General features: G+C 71.0%; 17 protein-coding genes. 5 read left to right on the top strand and 12 right to left on the bottom strand.

Going from position 1 to position 19,582, the window contains the following annotated elements; genetic code table 11:
• Nucleotides 1–23 precede the first annotated feature (23 nt).
• The 8 genes from lpdA to KEG38_RS32610 form a co-directional block, all read right to left on the bottom strand.
• A complete protein-coding gene (lpdA, locus tag KEG38_RS32645; RefSeq protein ID WP_272423937.1) occupies nucleotides 24–1,433 on the bottom strand; it encodes a dihydrolipoyl dehydrogenase in 1,410 nt (469 codons plus the stop codon).
• Nucleotides 1,434–1,535: 102 nt separating this feature from the next.
• Complete coding sequence (locus tag KEG38_RS32640; RefSeq protein ID WP_272423935.1) at nucleotides 1,536–2,717, bottom strand: thiamine pyrophosphate-dependent dehydrogenase E1 component subunit alpha; 1,182 nt, start codon at nucleotides 2,715–2,717, stop codon at nucleotides 1,536–1,538.
• A gap of 51 nt (nucleotides 2,718–2,768) precedes the next feature.
• A complete protein-coding gene (locus KEG38_RS32635; protein ID WP_272423934.1) occupies nucleotides 2,769–3,572 on the bottom strand; it encodes a hypothetical protein in 804 nt (267 codons plus the stop codon).
• A 99-nt stretch (nucleotides 3,573–3,671) separates the two neighbouring features.
• Nucleotides 3,672–4,889: a hypothetical protein gene (locus KEG38_RS32630; protein WP_272423933.1), complete on the bottom strand. Its 1,218-nt coding sequence runs from the start codon at nucleotides 4,887–4,889 to the stop codon at nucleotides 3,672–3,674.
• A gap of 135 nt (nucleotides 4,890–5,024) precedes the next feature.
• Entirely contained in the window at nucleotides 5,025–5,639 is a 615-nt protein-coding gene (locus tag KEG38_RS32625; RefSeq protein ID WP_272423932.1) for a DUF4149 domain-containing protein, read from the bottom strand.
• Nucleotides 5,636–6,667 (bottom strand): tocopherol cyclase family protein, encoded by a 1,032-nt coding sequence (locus tag KEG38_RS32620; protein ID WP_272423930.1) that lies wholly within the window; start codon nucleotides 6,665–6,667, stop codon nucleotides 5,636–5,638. The genes KEG38_RS32625 and KEG38_RS32620 overlap by 4 nt, the downstream gene beginning before the upstream one ends.
• Nucleotides 6,664–7,695 carry a HEAT repeat domain-containing protein gene (locus KEG38_RS32615; RefSeq protein ID WP_272423928.1) on the bottom strand — a complete coding sequence of 344 codons (1,032 nt, stop codon included), beginning with the start codon at nucleotides 7,693–7,695 and terminating at the stop codon, nucleotides 6,664–6,666. The genes KEG38_RS32620 and KEG38_RS32615 overlap by 4 nt, the downstream gene beginning before the upstream one ends.
• 60 nt (nucleotides 7,696–7,755) lie before the next feature.
• The gene (locus tag KEG38_RS32610; RefSeq protein ID WP_272423927.1) at nucleotides 7,756–8,415 is read right to left on the bottom strand and encodes a hypothetical protein; all 660 of its coding nucleotides are present in this window, start codon (nucleotides 8,413–8,415) and stop codon (nucleotides 7,756–7,758) included.
• A gap of 316 nt (nucleotides 8,416–8,731) precedes the next feature.
• Here KEG38_RS32610 and KEG38_RS32605 point away from each other — a divergent pair, with 316 nt between their 5' ends.
• From KEG38_RS32605 to KEG38_RS32585, 5 genes are all read left to right on the top strand, one after another.
• Nucleotides 8,732–9,037, top strand: coding sequence for a YfhL family 4Fe-4S dicluster ferredoxin (locus tag KEG38_RS32605; RefSeq protein ID WP_272423925.1), 306 nt, complete (start codon nucleotides 8,732–8,734; stop codon nucleotides 9,035–9,037).
• A gap of 23 nt (nucleotides 9,038–9,060) precedes the next feature.
• Nucleotides 9,061–9,819, top strand: a complete 759-nt coding sequence (locus tag KEG38_RS32600) for a hypothetical protein (protein WP_272423923.1) — start codon at nucleotides 9,061–9,063, stop codon at nucleotides 9,817–9,819.
• 96 nt (nucleotides 9,820–9,915) lie between these two features.
• Nucleotides 9,916–10,836: a hypothetical protein gene (locus KEG38_RS32595; protein ID WP_272423921.1), complete on the top strand. Its 921-nt coding sequence runs from the start codon at nucleotides 9,916–9,918 to the stop codon at nucleotides 10,834–10,836.
• 37 nt (nucleotides 10,837–10,873) lie between these two features.
• A complete protein-coding gene (locus tag KEG38_RS32590; protein WP_272423919.1) occupies nucleotides 10,874–12,859 on the top strand; it encodes a protein kinase domain-containing protein in 1,986 nt (661 codons plus the stop codon).
• Between the two features lie 57 nt (nucleotides 12,860–12,916).
• Complete coding sequence (locus tag KEG38_RS32585; protein WP_272423918.1) at nucleotides 12,917–14,911, top strand: monovalent cation:proton antiporter family protein; 1,995 nt, start codon at nucleotides 12,917–12,919, stop codon at nucleotides 14,909–14,911.
• A 9-nt stretch (nucleotides 14,912–14,920) separates the two neighbouring features.
• Here the strand turns inward: KEG38_RS32585 and KEG38_RS32580 are convergent, their stop codons facing one another.
• Genes KEG38_RS32580 through KEG38_RS32565 form a run of 4 tightly spaced genes read right to left on the bottom strand, consistent with a single transcriptional unit; the run spans nucleotide 14,921 to nucleotide 19,499 of the window.
• Nucleotides 14,921–15,604: a hypothetical protein gene (locus KEG38_RS32580; RefSeq protein WP_272423917.1), complete on the bottom strand. Its 684-nt coding sequence runs from the start codon at nucleotides 15,602–15,604 to the stop codon at nucleotides 14,921–14,923.
• Between the two features lie 33 nt (nucleotides 15,605–15,637).
• Nucleotides 15,638–18,088 carry an ATP-binding protein gene (locus tag KEG38_RS32575; RefSeq protein WP_272423915.1) on the bottom strand — a complete coding sequence of 817 codons (2,451 nt, stop codon included), beginning with the start codon at nucleotides 18,086–18,088 and terminating at the stop codon, nucleotides 15,638–15,640.
• 42 nt (nucleotides 18,089–18,130) lie between these two features.
• Nucleotides 18,131–18,976, bottom strand: a complete 846-nt coding sequence (locus tag KEG38_RS32570) for an MlaE family ABC transporter permease (protein ID WP_272423914.1) — start codon at nucleotides 18,974–18,976, stop codon at nucleotides 18,131–18,133.
• Nucleotides 18,969–19,499: a hypothetical protein gene (locus KEG38_RS32565; RefSeq protein WP_272423912.1), complete on the bottom strand. Its 531-nt coding sequence runs from the start codon at nucleotides 19,497–19,499 to the stop codon at nucleotides 18,969–18,971. The genes KEG38_RS32570 and KEG38_RS32565 overlap by 8 nt, the downstream gene beginning before the upstream one ends.
• Nucleotides 19,500–19,582: the final 83 nt, after the last annotated feature.

Raw genomic sequence — 19,582 nt, 5'->3', positions numbered from 1 at the left:
GAAAAACCCCGACCAAGGCTCGCTCAGCGATTCACGATGTGAACCGCCGCGCCCATCGCGTGCGCCGCGGCTTCCATGAACGCCTCGCCGAGCGTCGGGTGCGGGTGGATCGTCAGCGCGATGTCCTCGGCGAACGCGGCCATCTCGAGCGCGAGCGCGCCTTCGCTGATCATCGTGCTCGCCTCGGGGCCGACGATGTGCACGCCGAGCACCTGCTTCGTCTTCTTGTCGGTCACGATCTTCACGAAGCCGTCGGTCTCCATCATCGCCATCGCCTTGCCGAGCGCCGCGAACGGGAACTTGCCGACCGCGACCTCGATGCCCTTCGCCTGCGCCTCCTCGGCCGTCAGGCCCGCCGTCGCGATCTCCGGATCCGTGAAGATCGCGCCCGGGATGCACGCCCAGTCCTTCGCCGCCTTGTGGCCCGCGATGACCTCCGCGATGATCTCGCCTTCCTTCGAGGCCTTGTGCGCGAGCATGGGCGGGCCCGAGACGTCACCGATCGAGTAGATCGTCGGGACGTTCGTCCGGCCGAACTCGTCCGCAGGCACGAACCCGCGCTTGTCGATGTTCACGCCCACGTTCTCGAGGCCGATGCCGCGCGAGTTCGGGCGCATGCCGACCGCGACGAGGACCACGTCCGTGACGACCGTCTCGGGCTTGCCCTCGACGTCGAGCTTCACGGCGACCGAGCCGTCGGCCTGCTTCTCGTAGCCCATGGCCTTGGCGTTCTTGAAGATCTTGCCGCCGCGCTTCTGGATGCGGCGCTCGACGACCTTCACGCAGTCCTGGTCGACGCCCGTGAGCAGCGTGGGCAGCGCCTCGACGACCACGAGCTCGGCACCGAAGGCCTGGTAGACCATGCCGAGCTCGAGCCCGATCACGCCGCCGCCGATGACGAGCAGACGCTTCGGGACCTCGCGCAGGCTGACCGCTTCCTTCGCGCCGATGATCTGCTTGCCGTCGAACTTGAAGCTCGGGATCTCGATGGTCGACGAGCCCGTCGCCAGGACGATGCCCTTCGTCGCCTCGATCGTCTCGACCGAGCCGTCCGCCTTCTTCACCTCGACGCGGTTCGGCGAGACGATCGTCGCCGTGCCCGCCATGAGGTCGGCGCCGTTCGACTTGAGGAGACCTCGCACGCCGCCCGTGAGGCGCTTGACGATGCCTTCCTTCCAGTCCTGCATCGCGTTCGGGTCGTGCTCGATGGAGCCGAGCTTGATGCCCATCGTCGCCATCGACGAGTGCGCCTTCTCGTAGGTGTGCGCCGCGTTGATGAGCGCCTTCGACGGGATGCAGCCCCAGTTGAGGCACACGCCGCCCACCTCTTCCTTCTCGATGCACAGCGTCTTCTGCTTCAGCTGGCCGAGCCGAATCGCGCAGACGTAGCCGCCGGGGCCGCTGCCGATGACGATCGCGTCGTAGGTCTTCATCCGATTCTCCAAGGTGGAACGCGGGCCGACAGCCCCTTTTGGGCGCGGATTACCATGTCGAGGGAAAGGTGGGGGCGGAAAAAGCGGTCGACCAGGGGCGAATCAGTGCCCGCCGCCGCCCTGCGAGCCCCCATAAGGCCGGTTCCCGAGGACCTCGGCGCGTTGCTCCGCGAGGTGCCACGGTAGCTCCGCGTAGACGTCGTCGAAAAGCGTCTCGCGCGCCGGCGGGCCGAGCGCCTCGACCTCCTGGATCGCCGCGCCGATCTCGGCCATGAGCCCGTCCTCGAGCGCGCCCTCCTCCGCCTCGTCGAGCAGGCCGCGATGGACGAGGTGCCGGCGCAGACGCACGATCGGGTCGCGCTGCGCCCACGTGTCGACCTCCTCCTGCGAGCGATACCGCGTGGGATCGTCGCTCGAAGAGTGCGCGCCCATGCGGTAGGTCACGGCCTCGATGAACGTGGGCCCGCCGCCGCTCCGCGCCCGCGCCACGGCGTCGCCGACGACACGGTGGACCGCGAGGACGTCGTTGCCGTCGACGCGCACCGAGGGGACGCCGTACGCGCGGCCCTTCACCGCGAACGTGGGCGACGCCGTCTGCTTGGCCGCGGGGACGCTGATCGCCCAGTGGTTGTTTTGACAAACCAGGACGCAGGGGACCTTGAAGACGCCCGCGAAGTTCAGGGCGTTGTGGAAGTCGGGCTCGCTCGTGCCGCCGTCGCCGACGAAGCCGACGACGACACTGCGATCTTTGCGCATCTTCGCAGCCCAGGCGGCGCCGACGGCGTGCGGGAGCTGCGTGGCCATACAGCTCGACCACGCGACCTGGTTCACGGCGCGGCCGCTCATGTGCGAGGGCATCTGCCGGCCCTTGAGGACGTCGCCCGCGTTGCCGAAGTACTGCGCGATGTAGCTCTTCAGCGGGAAGCCTCGCACGAGCATGATCGCGCTCTCGCGCAGGGCCGGGAACACCCAGTCGTCGCGCTCGAGCACGAGGCCCGTCGCGATCGGCGTCGCCTCCTGGCCGCGGCACTCGCCAGCGAAGTGGATGCGGCCCTGGCGCTGCAGGAGCATCATGCGCGTGTCGATGAGGCGCACGCGCTTCATCTCGCGGTAGGCGCGGAGGAGCACGTGCGGGGACAGGCCGGGATCGGTCGCGGGATCGGCGCTGCCGTCGTCGCGGAGCACGCGGAGGAGCCCCAGATCCGGGGCGTCGGCGGCGCGAGGAGCCGGCGTCGCGGGCGCCTCGTGCGCTTGCCCGTGCGCCTCAACGTCGTGTTCGTGCATGCGGGCGAACCTAGCGCGAATCCGCCCGGCTGTAGAGGGTGAAGCGCTCGCTCAGGGGACGCAGACGCCGTAGGTCGCCGTCTCGGGAGTGCACGTCTGGCCCGCGGGGCAACCGCCCGCCTCCGGCTCCAGGTTCTGCCACCCCGTGTTCAGGCAGCTGTACCGGCAGATGCTGTTGAAGCAGCGCTGGTTTGCGGCGCAGTCGTTGAGGTCTTTGCACGCCCCGCCCTCGGGGGCGGGCGTGGCCGACATGGGGACGCAGAGCGAGAGCTCGTCCTCGAGCACGGTCAGACGGCAGGGGTAGCCGTCCGTGCACTCCTTGCCGTCGAAGAGCGTGCAGGATTTGGCGAAGTTGCAGAGCCAGACCCGCTTCTCGCCGTAGCGGTTGTAGACGTTGCACTGGGCGCTGCCGCAGAAGGACGCGGGCTGGCTTCTGCAGCAGATGGGCGAGCAATAACCAAAGACGCACGTGAGGCCGACCGCGCACTCGCCGTTGGCCAAGGTGCAGGGCGCGCCCACCCCCTTGATGCCCGCGCCCCCCTCGCAGACCGTGCCCGTGCCGAGGCCATTCGACCGGCAGGACTCGTTGGGGCCTTTGCAGTCCTGCGCGAGCAGGTTGCAGTCTGTCTGCTCGACGTCGGTGTAATCGGTGCACATGGGCGTGCCGCCCGTGCCCGACGAGGACGTCGTCATGCCGCCCGCGCCGCCCTCGCCGCCCGTACCACCGATGCCGCCCGTGCCTCCCGTGCCCGCGGAGCCGCTCGGAGTGTTTTCGCCATCGGTGCCCGGACAACCGACGAGGAGCCCAGCCGAAAGCGAGACGAGGACCACAGAAGCCAAGCGGATCGGCGACATGCGGCGACGATACCATGAGCCGCCTCGAGGCTCCGAAAAGGAAGAGGCCGCAGCGAGCCCGCCGCGGCCTCTTCGAGATGCGTCAGCGTTCGCGAAGGCTCAGGGCATGCCGCCCGCGCCGCCCGCGCCGCCCGCAGCGCCGGCACCGCCAGCACCACCGGCGCCGCCAGCACCACCGGCGCCACCGGCACCGCCAGCGCCACCGGCACCGCCAGCGCCACCGGCACCACCCATGCCGCCATCGGGCGAAAGCGCGCCGAGCGGGTACGTTTGGTCGACGCAGTACTTGCCGTGCACGGTGTCGGTGCAGGTCAGGCCGTTCGCCGCATTGCCGCAGGCCGCCTGGCCCTGGTCGCACTTCGGCATCGGCAAGCAGTAGCCGACGTTGGCCGGGTTGCCCTGGATGATGCCCCAGCACCAGTTATCCGGGGCGATGCAGTCTTCGTGCTTCGTGCAGCTATTCGTGCAGAAGCCGATGTCGCCGGGGCCCGTGCAGTCCTGGTCCGCCGACGGGGTGCAGCCCATGATGACCGGCGAGAAGACGCAAAGGCCCTTCGCGAGACCGCCGCAATCGCCGTAGCCGATGTCCCCGTCCTGCGTGCAGAGGCCGGAGCAGAAGCCCTTGCCGTCCGAAAGGCCGCCGATGCACAAGCCGTTGCCGCACTCGTCCGCGGCCGCCTTGGGATCACAAAGCGCCCCGAGATCCTTGCCCTGCGGGGCGGCGCTCACGCAGATCCCACTGCCGAGGTCGCAGACGCGACCCGAACCGCACGCCTCGTCGTTCGCGCAAGTCGGGAGGCAGACGTCGCCGGCCGTGAGCCGGATGCACGCGACGTCCTCGCGCCCGTGGCACTTGAACTCATCGAGCGGGTCGTTGATGTACATGCCCGTGGGATTGTTGATCTCGCACGACGCGAGGCACCGTCCCTCGGATGCGCTGTTGTCCGCGCCCTTGTAGCAAATGCTGCCGACGCCCGGACAATCGCCGCTCGTCTTGCAGGTCTTGCTGCAGTAGCCGCCCTGCGGGCCGCCCTGGAAGACCGTGTCGTCCTTGTCCGCCACGATGCAGGTCCCGGGAGCACACTCGGCGTCGGTCGTGCAAGGCAGGGCGAGCCAATCGCCCGGATCCACCGTGCCACCCGTGCCGCCGCCGCCCACAGCGCCGGTGCCACCGGTGCCGCCGCCGGCGCCGCCCTCGCCACCGGTGCCGCCGTTACCGCCGTTGCCGGTGTTGTCTCCACAGCCCGTGCTGTTCATCGCGAGCCCGAGGCTCAACCCAAGGGTCGCGAGGACCCACCATGCGCTCTTCAATTTCATCGGCCGCCTCCACGCGAACGAAAAGAAAGACCAGGCCACCCGCGTGACGGGCAGCAAACCTCGCCTTCCGGAAGCCCGAAGCATACCTGCTGAGACGCACGAGGGCCAGCCGCTCGGCCCGTCCGGAGCGGTGCGTCAGTCGTCGCGCGGGCCTGGCGGCAAGGGCGCGACCGCCTCTTCGTCGTCTTCCTCGTCGTCCGGCCTTCGCGGCTGGATGGTGAAGATGGTGAGCGCGACGAGACCAAGCGCCATGCCCATGCCGATCTTGCCGAAGAGCTCCGCGCGCTTGTGCACGGCTTCGAGAAGCTGGCCCTGCGGCGTGTCGTCGCGCTGCACACCCTGCCGGTGCAGCTCGCTGATGCGAGGCGAGAGCGAGAGGGCGACGTAGGCCGCGGAGACGGCCATGAAGAGCGTGCACGAGCGGCGCAGGCGCGAGAGGATCGTGCGGCCGCGGCGGCGCGTGGCGAGGGTGCGCGTGACCTCGGCGGCGAGCGCCGCGAGGGCCGCGCCGAGGGCGATCGTGTCGAAGCGCGCGAAGATCGTGCCCATCACGTCACCCGCGATCGGCCGCGGGAGCATGCTGAAGACGATGGGCGCGGCGTTGGCGCCGAGCGCGACCATGCCGCCGATGTACACGCCGCCCGCGAGGACGGCGACGAGGGCCGCGACGCGATCGACGACGGCGAGGATACGGTCCCGCTTTTCCTGCGGATCGGGGGCCAGATCGGCCTCGGTGAAGGTGTCGTTCATACGTGCATCCTCACGCCGTGGTCGGCGTCGCGCGTGCCGATCTCGAGCGCAGCGGCGCGGCTCTTCACGACGACGGGCGGCCTGCCCGACGCCTCGAAGCGCACGTGCGCGCGCGAGAGCTTGCTGTTCAAACAGTACGTCATGGGGCCGTCTGGGTTCGGGTAGTAGAGGCCGACCATGTCGTCCGTGTCCGCCTCGAACGAGCCCTCGATGCGCGCGGCGCGGCCCTCGGCGGAGAAGCTGTAGCGGCGCAAGCCGACGTCGCCATGCGCGCGCGCGATTTCGAGCACCGCGTTCCAGGTGTAGGTCACGCCGCGGAAACGCGCGCAAACGAGCGTGACGAGCGGCGTGAGCACGGGGCCCACGCGGACGCGGCCGGAGAGAGCTTCCACGACGAGATCGGCTTCGCTCTCCCAAGTGTTGACGTGGCACCAGGCATAAAGATCCGCGTGCCCGCGGCCCCAGTTGTGCCCCTGCATGCCGCGCCAGTTGGAGAGATCCCAGCGCTCGCCGTCGACCTCGACCTCACCGGAGAACACGAGGTCGGGGTACGGGGTGAGGGTCTTCGATTTGGGAAATTTGCCGCGGTACATCGAGGCGTGCGGGAACGGGACGAACGGGCTTGCCTCGCCCTCGAAACGAAGGTCCCAGCGAATCGAATGCTCACGCCGCGCGATGCGGCCATGGGTCTCGCCGGGCCGGATGCGCATGCGCTCCTCGGAGGAGCCGCCGGTCGCGGGAAGGCTCCAGGCGACGTCGAGGCCTTCCTTGCCAAAGATCGCGTCGGCATAGGGGAGCACGTGCTTGACCGCGACGTGCTTGCTCTGCCCGCCGCGGCGATCGAAGGCGATCGCCCAGCCCTCGGCGAGGGTACGGCCGGGCTCGCGCGCGGAGGCGAAGATCGTGGCCTTGATCCAGAGCGCGCGGTCGCCCGCGGGGTCGTTCGCTTTGAGGAAGTAGCTCTCGACGTGATCGCGGACGGTCGCGGGATCGAAGCGGACGGCGTTCGGATCTTTCGGTTCGTTCATGCCGGTTCGTCCTCCGCGAGCGCGACGAGCGCCTCGTTCACGGCGTGCGGGTCGGCCCGCGAGGGATCCCCTTCCATCGCCGCGATGATCGTGCGGGCCGATCGAATGCGCGCGCGACCGACGGCGGCGACCGCGAGCGTGCGCTTGTTACGATCCCACGAGCCGAGCTCGCTGACGATCTCGCGCGTGGCGCGCGCGTGGCCCATGGTCGCCAGCGCGACGCGCGCGTGCCAGGAAAAACGGTCGCGACCGAAGCCGAGCGCGCCGCCGAACGCCCGCCTCTCGAGCCCCACGCGCGCCTCCGAAAGCCCGAGTGATCCCGCGATCTCGATCGCGGCAGCCTCGTCCTCGGCGTCCTCCGTCTTGATCGCTCCATTCACGACCGACACGAGCACCTTCGCTCCCGCCGGATCCCCGGCGCGGCCGAGCACCACGGCCGCGGCGACGCGCACCGTGGGAGAATCGTGATCCACGAGCGCGCGCGCCCTCGCCGCGAGGATGGGATCGACCACGTGCTCGCCCTCCTCGCCGCCGATCTCCTCGGCCATGCGGAGCGCGATGTGGCAGACGAGCGGGTCGGCGTCGCGCGTGCGGGCGGCGAGCGCCTCCACGACGGACGCGCGATCCTTGCAGACGCGGGCGTACGCGATGACCGCCTGGAAGCGCACTTCCGCGCGAGAATCTTCGAGCGCGCGGGCGAGCCTCTGGGCTGCGCGGCTGTCGCCGATCTCGCCGAGCGCGGTGAGGGCCATCTGCCGCACGTGGACGTCGTCGTCCTCGATGGCGACGAGCAGGGCGGGCAGCGCTTCGTTTGCGCCCACGTCGGCGAGCCCGAGCGCGGCGGCCGAGCGGACGGGCGCGGCTTCGTCGGAGAGTGCGCGTTCGAGAGCGCGCACGACCTGGCTGCGAGCTTCCTCGGCGTGGCGGACGAGGTCACGCACGGCGTCCTCGCGCACGGAGGCTTTGGACGAGCCCACGTCGCGGAGGGCGGCGTCGAGGGTGCGGGGAAGCGCAGGCGCCCGGAACATGCGCGGCGAGGCTAGCACGGCGGGTGCCGGATCACTTCCCGCGGATGGCCCGGAAAGACCTCAGGGACCGCCGCCCGCGCCTCCAGCGCCGCCGGCTCCTCCTGCGCCTCCAGCGCCACCCGCACCGCCTGCACCGCCGGCTCCTCCTGCGCCTCCCGCACCACCTGCGCCGCCGGCTCCTCCTGCTCCGCCTGCACCTCCGGCTCCGCCTGCACCTCCGGCGCCCGTCGGAACCCAGGGCGCAGGCGGCGCGGGCGTCTCCGAGGGCAGACAGATCTGCGGCACCTCGGTCGAGACCGCCGGCGGCGCGATCTTCACCACGCAGATGCGCTCCGCGATCGGCTCGAAGTCGATGATCCGCGCGGCGTGCTCCGATGGACGGGCGCACTCGTAGCCGTTGCGGCAATCGTCGTTGTCTTCGCAGCCGGCCATGCAGAACGTTCGACCGAAGCGACCCCAGCTCGCGTCGTCGGCGGGGCCACAGGCCGGATCGAGCTCGGCCGAGAAGGCGACGCAGACCCCGTCGTCCTCCGGGCATTTGTCGGGATCGCACCCGAAAATCGTGCAGTAGCCGCCCGGCTGCGTGGTGTCGCAGAGGCGGTCGCCCAGTTGCGAGCAGTCGGTCGAGGTCGTGCAGTCCTCCCCGATCTTCGGCGTACAGCCGACGAGCGCAACGACGAGGGCGGCGAGGAAGAGCGTGATCACGCGGGGTCGGGGCATCGCAGGGCAAGCGTACTAACGGGCCTCGGGCCGGCGTGCAACCGGGCGCCGCGGACGGCGCGGAGAGGCCGGGATCCGACGGCCGATCGGAGTCGACCGTGGCGCGTGGGATCACGTTTGCGGCGTTGCTCTGGACGGATGGCCCGGGGCACTGCAGGATGGGGACGCCGCTCCCTGCCCGCCCATGTCCTGGAGGGCGCGCGGCGCAAAGCCCGGGCCTCATCAAACGTGCGGAACGCTCGAATTGACAGCCGGGGCGCCGCCCTTTAGATACCGGGAAATTCCGGACCGCACCCCCGGAGGACGAAGCAACCCCATGGCCACCTACATCACCGAAGATTGCATCAACTGCGGAGCTTGCGAGCCGGAGTGCCCCAACGAGGCGATCAGCGAGGGCGACGAGATCTACGTGATCGACCCCGAGCTCTGCACCGAGTGCGTGGGCTTCTACGACCACGAGGCTTGCCAGGCGGTTTGTCCGGTGGAGTGCTGCTTGCCCGACCCGCAGCGCGTGGAGACCGAGAACGATCTCATCGCCCGGGCCTCCCGCCTGCACCCGGACGACGGCGAGCTCAAGAAGAAGGTCGCCGCCAACGACTACCCCTCCCGCTTCCGCAAGTAGCCACGAGGAGCGCCGCCCCCGAGGTGCATCCGCCCACGGCCCGCCCAACGTTCCGGCCGCTCGCCCTCGCGCTTTGCGCGCTGGGTTTGGCTGGTTGCGGCGGTGGCGTTCCCCTCCTGCATCCCGCACACGTCCTCTCGCCTGGCAAGGTCACGCTGGGCGCGGGTTTGTCCGGCCGGCCCGTCCTCGGCGCGCTCCCGAGCGCGCGCGGAACGGACGCGGAGCCGATCGAGCGTGCCCTCCAGGATCTGGCGATCGCTCCGGCCGTCGCGCCGTGGGTGGGCGGCCGCATCGGCATCACCGGCTCGAACGAGGCGGGCCTGACGTACTCCGGACGGTCGGTTCGTCTGGACGGACGACACGCGTTCACCTTGAGCAAGAGCGTCTCGCTCTCGATGGGGCTCGGCGGCGAGGTGATCCTGGCGAGGTCGGGCGTCGACGGCGGGGCCGGCGGGGGGACGGGCGGGGGGCTCGACGTCCCGCTGCTGCTCGGCTGGAAGAGCACGGGGGAGCTTTATTCGGGCTGGATCGGCCCGCGGGCGGGGATCTCCTGGGTGCGCGGGAGCGTCGTTCCGGCCGTCGCGACGAAGCCCTTGACGCTCGCGGGCGAGCACGTCCGGGTCGGGATGGTGGCGGGGCTCCGGCTCGGGTTCCGTCACGTGCACGTGGCCCTGGAGATCGGGGGCGACTGGCACACGGTCTCGGGCAGCCTGGGCGCCACGGACGTCTCGTTCGATCAGTTCTCGCTGACCCCGGCGGGCGCCCTGGTCGTCAGCTTCTGAGCCATTCGCGCGATTTTCGGCCGAGATTCCGGGACAGCAGGGCGACCTCGGGCGAGGTGCTTGCCCGCCCCGAGGACCCGCCATAGACTGGCGATCATGCGCTCCTCGAACGTCCCGCTGCCTGCGCTCCTCGCCTCTCTCGGCGTTGTCGTGGGCGGTTGCTCGGCGCCCGTCGCCGAGGCCGACGACATCACGAGCGCGACCGGGTCCACGACCGAGGCGATCGTCCTCGTCGAACGCAGCGCCGCCGAGGGAGAGTTCGTCCAGACGAACGTCTCGGCGAAGTTCATGCGCCTCGCGTCGGGCGCGGATCCCGAGGTGGCCGAGCGCGTGGTCGGTGGATCGTGGCTCGAGCTGCCGGCCGCGGGCGAGTGCGTGGCGCTCGCGCCGTTTGCCGCGGCGGAAGAGGCGGACGCGCTCTCCGCGCTCGGCTCGATCGAGCTGCTCGACGTGGGCGACCTGTCGATCCAGGCCGGGACGACACGCATGCCGCTCGCGACGCGTGCGTTCCCGGACGTGGGCGCGTTTGTCTCGGGCGTGTTCTACACGTCGCGCGACGCGCAGAGTGATCTGCCGGCGCCCGCGCGGTACGTGCTCGAAAGCACGGGCTCGGGGACGCTGAATCCGTTCTCGATCGAGGCTGAGGCGCCGAGCGCGCCGGAGCGGGTTCGTCTCGGTGAAACCGCGCTCGCCGAGGGCGCGGTCTTCGAGGAAGGGACGGCGGCGACGCTGCGGTGGAACGCGAGCGAAGCGCCCACGGTGGGTGATCTCGTCTACGTGGATCTGACGGCGCCGAGCGGCACGGGCATTCGTTGCACCTTCAACGATTCGGGCGAAGGCGTGATCCCGGCGTCGGCGCTCGACAAGAAGACCTGGGGCGCGCTGCCCGCGACGGTCGCGCTCTCGGTGCATCGGCTCCGCCAGGGTGGCTTTGCGGCCGCGGGGATCGACGCGGGTGAGCTTCGGTTCGACCTGTCCGTCGTCGGTCGCGCGACGATCGTGTCGACATCGCCCTGACGAACGTTCGTCCGGTAAAACCAGCGGGGACCTTTTGATGAACCCCGACGAGCGCGAGACGGCAGAGCGTTCCCGGACGCACGCGGAGGCCTCGCGCAGGCTGGAGGAGGCGTGTGATTTCACGGGGGCGGCGCGGGAGGCGCTGCTCGCGGGGGACGCGCGGCGTGCGGCGAGGCTCGGCGCGCTCGGGGGCGACGACGCGACGGCGCGGGAGGCGATCGCGCGGATCGCGGAGCGGCTGCCGAGGGAGGTCGCGCTCGCGGCGGCGTCGGATCTCGGATCGCGAGGGTTTGGCAAGTACGCAGCGGCGCTCTACGCGCTTCTCGGCGAGCACGCGGAGGCGGCGAGCGCGTTCGTCGCGGCCGGCGAGGTACTGCTCGCGGCCGAGAGCTTCGAGCGCGCGGGGCAACCGGCCGAGGCGGCGCGCGCGCTCGAGAGTGCGCTGCGGCAACGGCCGGATCAGGCGGCGCCGCGGCTCGCGCTGGGCGCGCTTTTGGCGCGGCACGGGCGAACCGAGGGGGCGATCAAGGCGCTGCAGCAGATCGACGTGGCCGCGCCGGAGCGGGCCGCGGCGCTGCCGCTGCTCGCGCGGTGCTTCGAGGAGGTCGGGCTCGCCGAGGCAGCACGAGAGACGCGCGCGGAGATGGCGCGGCTCGGGGTTCGGGAGGAGCCACCCGCGAAGGATGCGCCAAGGGAGGCGGCCCGGAAAAACGAGCGGCGCGGCGGGGGTGTTGTTCTTTTCGGGCGGTACGAGACGACGCGGGAGATCGCGTCGTCGGCGCATGCGCGTCTCGTCGAGGCGATCGATCGAATCAGCGGTGAGCGCGTGGCGGTGAAGATCTTCAGCGGGCTCGTCGAGGGCGCGGGGCGCGACGCGCTGCAACGCTTCGAGCGAGAAGCGCGCGCGCTCGAACGGCTACGCCATCCAAACGTGGTGCCGCTCCACCAGTACGTGCCGGAGGGGCCGGCGATGGTGCTCGCGTTCATGCGAGGCGGGTCGCTCGCGGACAAGATGCGCGAAGGGCCGATGGCGCCGGCGCGTGCTGTGGAGATCGCCTGTCTTCTGCTTTCGGCGCTCGGCGAGGCGCACCGGCTCGGGATTCTGCACCGCGACGTGAAGCCCGCGAACGTGCTGTTCGACGACGCGGGGACAGCGATGCTGTCGGACTTCGGCGCGGCGCACCTCGGGGACCTGTCGAGCACGGCGACGGCCGGCGCGATCGGCACATACGCGTACATGTCGCCCGAGCAGAGGCTCGGTCGTCCGGCGGGGATCGCGAGTGATCTCTACGCGGTGGGCGCCGTGCTTTACGAGCTGCTCACGGGGGAGGCGGCCGAGCCGATGCGCGGGCGTTTCCACGGGGGAGCGCCGAGCGAGAAGAACCCGGAGCTCGGGCCGGAGCACGACGCGGCCGTGGCCGCATTGCTCGCGGAAGAGCCGGATCGCCGGCCGGAAGATGCATTCCAAGCGCGGCGCGCGCTGTCGGCGCTGCGCTGGCCGGAGGCGCTGCCGAAACAATGGACCGCGACGAACGGGAGCGAGCGGCCGGCCGCGCCGAGAGAAGGTGAACGCCTGGGGCCGCCGCTCGCGCTGGGCGATGGTCGCGACATGGCGAGCCTGCGCCACGACGCGTGGCTCGATCGCGAGGTGCTCGTGCTCCCGATGGACGAGGCGTCCCTCGCGCGGGCCCGCGCGTTCGCGCGGACCGGGCATCCAGCGCTGCCGACGGTGCTCCGCGTGGATCGTGCAGCCGGCGAGATCTGGGTGGCGCCGCCGCTCGGCAAGGCGCTTGCCGATGCGCCGCGCACGCTCGACGCGGCAGCGATCGAGCGGCTCCGGCAGGCGCTCGCGGCGCTCGCGGCCGTGGGCGGCGCGCACGGCTACGTCGACGCGCAGCACCTCTACTGGTTCGACGGCGAGCTCGAGCTCGCCTGGCCGCGCAAGCCCGCGACGCCCGATGCGGTCGAGAAAGACCTCGCCGCGATCGACGCGCTCGCGCGTGGCATGCCGCCGGCGCGCTGATCCGCGCGCGTTTCCTGCATCCACGTCCCGCACGGGCGCTCTGCGCCCACGCGGACCATGGAGCAGATCCCGATCCTGCGAGACCTCGCGATCATCTCGATCGTCGGCGTCCTCGTCGTGCTCGTGCTCGGCCGCGTGCGCTTGCCCGTCGTTGCCGGTCTCCTCCTCGCGGGCGCGTTCATCGGCCCCACGGGCTTCGGGCTGCTCAGCGACGCGCACCGCATCCAGTCGCTCGCCGAGATCGGCGTCGTGCTCCTGCTCTTCGGCATCGGCCTCGAGTTCTCCCTCGAACGGCTGCGCCAGATCGCCAAGACCGTCACGATCGGCGGCTCGCTCCAGGTCGGTCTCACGATCCTCGCGTCGGCCCTCTGCGCGCGCCTCGCGGGGCAGCCGCTCTCCCGTGGGATCCTCTTCGGCTTCTTGTTCGCGCTCTCCAGCACCGCCCTCGTGCTGCGCACGCTCGCCGAGCGTGGCGAGGTCGACGCGCCACACGGACGCTTCATCGTCGGCGCACTGATCTTCCAGGACCTCTGCGTCGTGCCGATGGTGCTCGTGATCCCGATCCTCGCCGGCAAATCCGGCGGGGATCCGGCGCGCGATCTCCTGCTCGCGCTGGGCAAGGCGGCGCTGCTCGTGCTCGTCACGGTGGTCGTGGCTCGCTCGCTCGTGCCGCGCTTCTTCGCGCTCGTGGACCGCGCGCGGAGCCGCGAGCTCTTCCTCATGGCCGTGCTCGGCATCTGCCTCGCGACCGCGTTCTTCACGTCGCTCGCCGGCCTCTCGCTCGCGCTCGGCGCGTTCCTCGCGGGCATCCTGCTCGCGGGCAGCGAGTACGCGCACCGCGCGATCGGCGACGTCCTGCCGCTGCGCCACGCGTTCACGAGCCTGTTCTTCGTGTCGCTCGGCATGCTGCTCGACGCGCGCGTGCTGATCGAAAAACCGCTCTCGGTCGGGCTGTATCTCGCCGCGTTCGTCCTTGGAAAGGGGTTCATCGCGACGCTCTCGGCCCTGTCGATGCGTTTCCCCGCGCGCGTCGCGTGGCTCGCCGGCGTGGGGCTCGCGCAGTTCGGCGAGTTCGGCTTCGTGCTCGCGACGCTCGCCGAGCGGAACGGGCTCATCACGCCGAGCGAAGATCGGGCGCTCCTCGCGGCCGGCGTGCTCAGCATGATGATCACGCCGCTCGCGATGCACCTCGCGCCGCGCGTGCGCGCCGGCGAGAAGATCCTGAAGCCGCTCGAACGCTTGCTCGGGGCGCGTGGCATCGACGAGCCCATGCCCGAGCACTCCGCGCTCTCGGAGCACGTGATCATCGTGGGATACGGCGTCGCCGGAAAGATGCTGGGGCGCGCGCTGGCCGAGACGTCGGTGCCGTACCTCGTGCTCGAGCTGAACGCGGAAACCGTTCGCGCCGCGCGTGAAGCCGGCGAGCCGGTGTATTACGCGGACGTCACGAGCCCCGAGGCGCTCGCGAGCGCGCGCGTCGAGCACGCCGCCGCGCTCGTCCTGCTCATCAACGACCCCGAGGCCACGCGCCGCGCCGTAGCCGCCGCGAAGCAGAGCGCGCCGAAGATCCCCGTGCTCGTACGCGCGCACTACATCGCCGCGGACCGCGCGCTCACCGAGCTCGGCGCCGAGGAGGTGGTGTTCGAGGAGCTCGAAGCGGGGCTCGAGATGATCGCGCGCGTGCTGCGCCGGCGCGGCATCCCGCGGAACGTGATCATCGAGCGCGTGAACGTCGCGCGCCGCGAGAGCAAAGGTCTCTTCGTCCGAAAGCAGACGCTGCAGCGGCCCACGCTCGCGGACCTGCCCGAGCTCGGCGAGCTCAAGGTGGAGACGTTCCTCGTGCGGCGCGGATCCTTCGCGTACGGCAGGAGCCCGCTCGAGCTCGATCTGCGCCGCAAGACCGGCGCGAGCCTCGTGGCGATACGCAGAGGCGGTTCCCTCTGCGAGGATGTCACCGCGAGCGCGCCGTTCCGCGAGGACGACGTGCTCTACCTCGTCGGAAAGCTCGTCGCGATCGAGAGCGCGGTGCGGCTGCTCGACGAGGGCGACTGATCGGAACGCTCAGGCAGCCTTGCGCCGGCGACGCGCACGCACGAGGCGCACGAGCGCGCGCACGCCGAGGCCCGCGCCGAACAACAAGCCGAGCGACGAGGGGACACCGGCCGCCCACACGACGATCGGGATCGACGGCCGCGTCGGGCACGTCGAGCGCATCGCGAAGCGGCACGCGTTCATCTGGTCGATCTCGTCCCGCGCCGCCGTGGTCTCGGGCGTCTCCGGCAGCGCGCGCATCGCCGCCGACGAGAGCATCCACGCCGCGAGCGCTTCCCGATCGGCCGAAGCATCCTGCGGCAGGTTCTTCATCACCGCCGCGAGCGCGCGCGCCCGGGCCGTGGGCTCGATCTCCGCGAACGCCCCCGCGTACGCCGACGCAACCTTGCTCGAGACGCGCCCGAGGCAACTCAGGGCCCGATCCTCGGACGGCCGCAGGTACACCGTGCTCCCCTCGGGCGTCACGTGGGGGATCGATCCCGTGACGGGCTCCTCGTGCATGAGCATGCGCCGCGCGCCCGGCACGCACGGCGGCAAACGCGGCGGCGGGCGTAGCCACACCGCGGCGTACTGCCGGTACGATACGAGCGCGGCCGCGAGGCCGAGCGCGGAAATCACGAGGAGCGCGGCGACCACGATGCGCGTGCGACGCCCCCGCGCAGGCTCGGCCGAAGAGGAATCGGTCGCGCTCATGGGAAACGCTTTTGATCGGCCGTCCCCGGCCTGTCAACCGCGGAGCGCCTCGCCGGGGGTCTGCGCGACCCTGGCCCAGACCGAAGCTGCTTGCGGCTGGCCCATCGCCGCCGACAGGTACGCGAGAAAGCGCGCGGAGGCTTGCTCGGCCTGCCGATCGGACGCCTCGCGCGCCCGCGCGAGCGCCGTCAGCGTCTCGAGGAGCGCCCGATCCACATCGCCCGCCGACGCGAGCGCGATGCCGTACGACAGCAGCGCCCGCGCATGCGCCCGCGGCGAGCTCGCCCCCGCCACCGCTTCCTTCAGCTTGCGCAGGCCCTCGCCGGGCTCGCCGCGAACGAGCTGCACGAACGCGCTCATCCGCTCGACGAGCGCGTCGTGCTCTCCCGTCACCCGGAGCCGCACGAGGATGTCCTCCAGCGTCTCGACGTCGCCCTCGACGAGCGCCTGGCGCAGGAGCTTCGACAGTCGCTCCGCCATCACCACGGGATCCTCGACCGCGTCGGGATCCGCGCCGAGCGCCGCGACCGCGTCCGCCACCGAGGCCTTGCCCGGCGACCCGAACGCCGCGACGCCCGCGCTTTCCGCGCCGAGGCTGTCGGGCGAGAGCGAGCCGATCGACGACGGCGGGTGAGGCTCGGAGCGGATCTGTCCCCCCTCCCCCATCGCCGCCTCGATGAGCGACGCGATCGAGATCTCCTCGGCGCGCGGGTCGACGAGCAGCTCGCCCTCGTCCGAGAGCTCGGGCACTTGCACGTCCGGATCGAGGCTGCGCGCCTCGTCGATCAGCGCCGCCGCCGCCTTCCGCAGGCCCGCGCCTGCCGCCGCGAGCGCCGCCTCCGCCGCGAGCACCGCCGCCGACGCCCGCTCTCCCGCGACGGCCGCGTGATAGGCCGGCTCCGCGAGCCCGAGCGGTCCCACGTTCTGCTCGAGCACGCGACCGGCCATGCGATGCCAGAGCTCGCGTGTCCCCGCGTCGAGCAGCCCGATGAGCGCGCGCGTCGTCGTCCTCGACGCGATCGCGAGCCATCCTTCTTCCGGCCGGTACGCCCATCCCGCGCCGCAGAGCGCGTCCTCCACGACGGCCACGCGCGCGCCCGCGCCCGCCATCAGCGTCGACACCGCGTCCACGATCTCGTTCGGCGCATCGGCGCCGAGCAGCGCGACGCCCACGAGCGCCGCGCGTTCCCCGGGTTCGAGCCACGTTGCGCGCCGCGTGATCCACTCGTGCGCCGGCGCCGATGCGCCTCGACCGCTCGTCCGATCCCGCGGCTCGGCCACATCGCCGACCCACCTGAGCTCACCCGTCGAGAGCCCCTCCGCGAGCGCCTCGCGAATCCCGAGCGGCATCCCTTGCCCACGACGCGCCCATCGCTCCGCCGCTTCCTGCGTGATCGCGCCGCCGCAGAACGCACGCGCGAGCTCCACCGCCGCCTTTTTCGGCAGCGGACCGAGCGTCACCTCCGCGGCGACCGGGATCGACGAGAGCACCTCGGGCAGCGTCTCCTCGACGTCGATCCGCACGACCGACCGGAAAAACCCCGGCGGCGGGATCGCCTGCGACACCACCTCCAGCGTCGCGAGGTCGATCAACGTCACGTCGTCGACCGTGAGCAGCCCCGATCGACCATCCACCGGCGCGAGCCACGCATCCACGAGCTCCGCGGCGTTCCGCGTGCTGATGCCTTCGCCCGCCAGGAGCTTGTCGAGCGCCGCGGCGAGCGCCTCCGGCAGCTCGGGCGGCGCTTCCCGCGCGAGCGACCGCGCGAACGCGTTGCGCAGCGCCCCGAGCGGCTCGCGTGGCAAGAACGTCGGCGCGATCCGGAGCGACCGCGGCGGCGCGAGCCTGTGCACGAGCTCCTGGAGCAAACGCGTCCCGCCCGCGCCCGGCGCGGCTCGCAAGAGACCTGCACATCCGAGCGGCACCGACAGCTTGCCGAGCTCCTCCTCACGCCCGACGAGCTCCGGCGCGGCCACGAGCTTGTGCACGTTCGCCAGCGTGTCGCCCCGCAGCGGCGCGTAGATGTCGAGCCGCAGGCCCCGCACGATCGATCCATCCGCGGCGCGCCCTCGGCGCAGCCCCGCGGTTACGAGATCGCCGGACTGCACCGCTGCGAGATCCGGATCGAGCAGCACGTCACCGGGACGCGCGATCGCCGCGAGCCGCTCCGCACGCAGAAGCGCCTTGCCCCACGCGAGCCCCTCCGGCGTGCCGAGCGCTTGCATCTCGCCCTGCGCAATGCCGATCCGCAAGGGCTCGGTGTCCTGCGCTTCGGCCACCTGTTCGAGCGTGAACCCGAGCGCCTCGTCGAGCGCTTCGGCGGCGAAGTCGACGCTGAACGCCTCGCCGCTCCACGCGCAAAGCGCGCCGCCATGAGCCTCCGCGCGCTTCCGGATCGACAGCGATCTCTCGAGATACCCCGATCCGGAGCCTGCTTCCGGGCCACTCGGCCCGTGGAAGCTCACCACGATACGTTCCGCCACGCGCGCATCGTCTCTCATCGCGCGCAGCAGTCAAAGGGGTTCTCAGCCGAAAATGATGAACCCGAGCTTCGTCAGCACGAAGTCCGCAACGAGGATCGAGATCGAAACGCCCACTACGGCCCGCGTCGTCGACTGCCCCACGCCCTCGGTGCCGCCGCGCGTGATCATCCCGAAGTGACAGCCCACGAGCGCGATGATCGCTCCGAAGAACGGGCACTTCATGAGGCCCATCCAGAAGTCGCGAAAGTTCATCGAGCCGAGCGCGGAGCGAAGGAAAAACCCCCACGGGATGCCGAACTGCCAGTCGCAGATGATCATCGCGCCCGAGAAGCCGATCACGAGCGCCAGCGCCCCGAGCACCGGCATCACGATGACGCAGGAGATCAGCCGCGGCACCACGAGCTTCTTCATCGGGTCGGCGCCGAGCGCGCGGATCGCGTCGATCTGTTCCGTCACGGCCATCGAACCCACCTCGGCCGCGATGCCCGATCCGATCCGCCCTCCCACGATCACCGCCGTCAGCGTCGGCGCGAGCTCGCGCGAGAACGACAGGCCGATCACGCGGCCCGTGTACTCCATGCCGCCGAACTTCTGCAGGCCGAAGGCGAACTGCACCGCCATGACCATGCCCGTGAAGAGCGCCGTCGCGCACGCGATCCCGAGCGATCGGATGCCGAGCTGCTCCATCTGGTGCATCGTCGATTGGAACTCGAACGGACGCTGAAACATCGCCACGAACGTCTCGCGCGTCATCCGCCCGAGCTGCCCGAGGTGCACGAGGAAGTTCATCCCCCGCTGCGCGAGCCGCTCGTAGAACGGCGGCTCCGGCGGCAGCCCCGGCAGCGACTTCGGCTTCTGCGACTCCACGCCCGCGGTCTGGCTACTCATCGGCCGGCACCGTGGCGAACCCCTTGACGAACTCCCGGAACGGCCCGACCGCGGCCGAAAACCCCGCGGGGTCCGCGATGCAGTAGAGGTCGTAGACGCAGCCGTCCTTCTTCAGGACCCACACGTCGAACTGCCGCGGCACGCCGTCGAGCTTCGCCGTCACCACCGTGTGCAGCGCCTCGCGCCCGTCGAACGGCACGACCTCCTCCGTCACCACCTCGCGCTCCGTGAACTGCAAGAAGAGGTGCTGCACGAGCGAGCGCAGCGGCACGTCCTCGCCGTCCACCTTGCAACGGCCCGAAGCCGCGATCATCGCTTCGTTCGCCGTGTCCTCGAACGCCAGCGCCTCGCCGTCGAGCTCGATCCGTTTCCACGTCGAGGGCGGCGTCGGCACACGGAACGCGTAGCCGCGCCCTCGGTACACCGAGCCCGTGAAATTCGGCCCTCCGCACGCGCCAATTCCGAAGAGTGCGAGGCAGAGGCCGAGCACGAGCGCTCGGGGGCGACGAAAGGGTATTCCCATCGCGCGGGCGAACCTAACACGCCGAAGGGAGCGTCTCCGGCGGAAACCGACGACCTGACCATGCTGTGACAGACTGCGTAGTC

This window comes from Polyangium jinanense (assembly GCF_028435265.1).
Taxonomy (GTDB): Bacteria; Myxococcota_A; Polyangia; order Polyangiales; family Polyangiaceae; genus Polyangium; species Polyangium jinanense.
The sequence above is the reverse complement of the archived record's forward strand: the minus strand, read 5'-3'. Positions and strand labels throughout refer to the sequence as shown.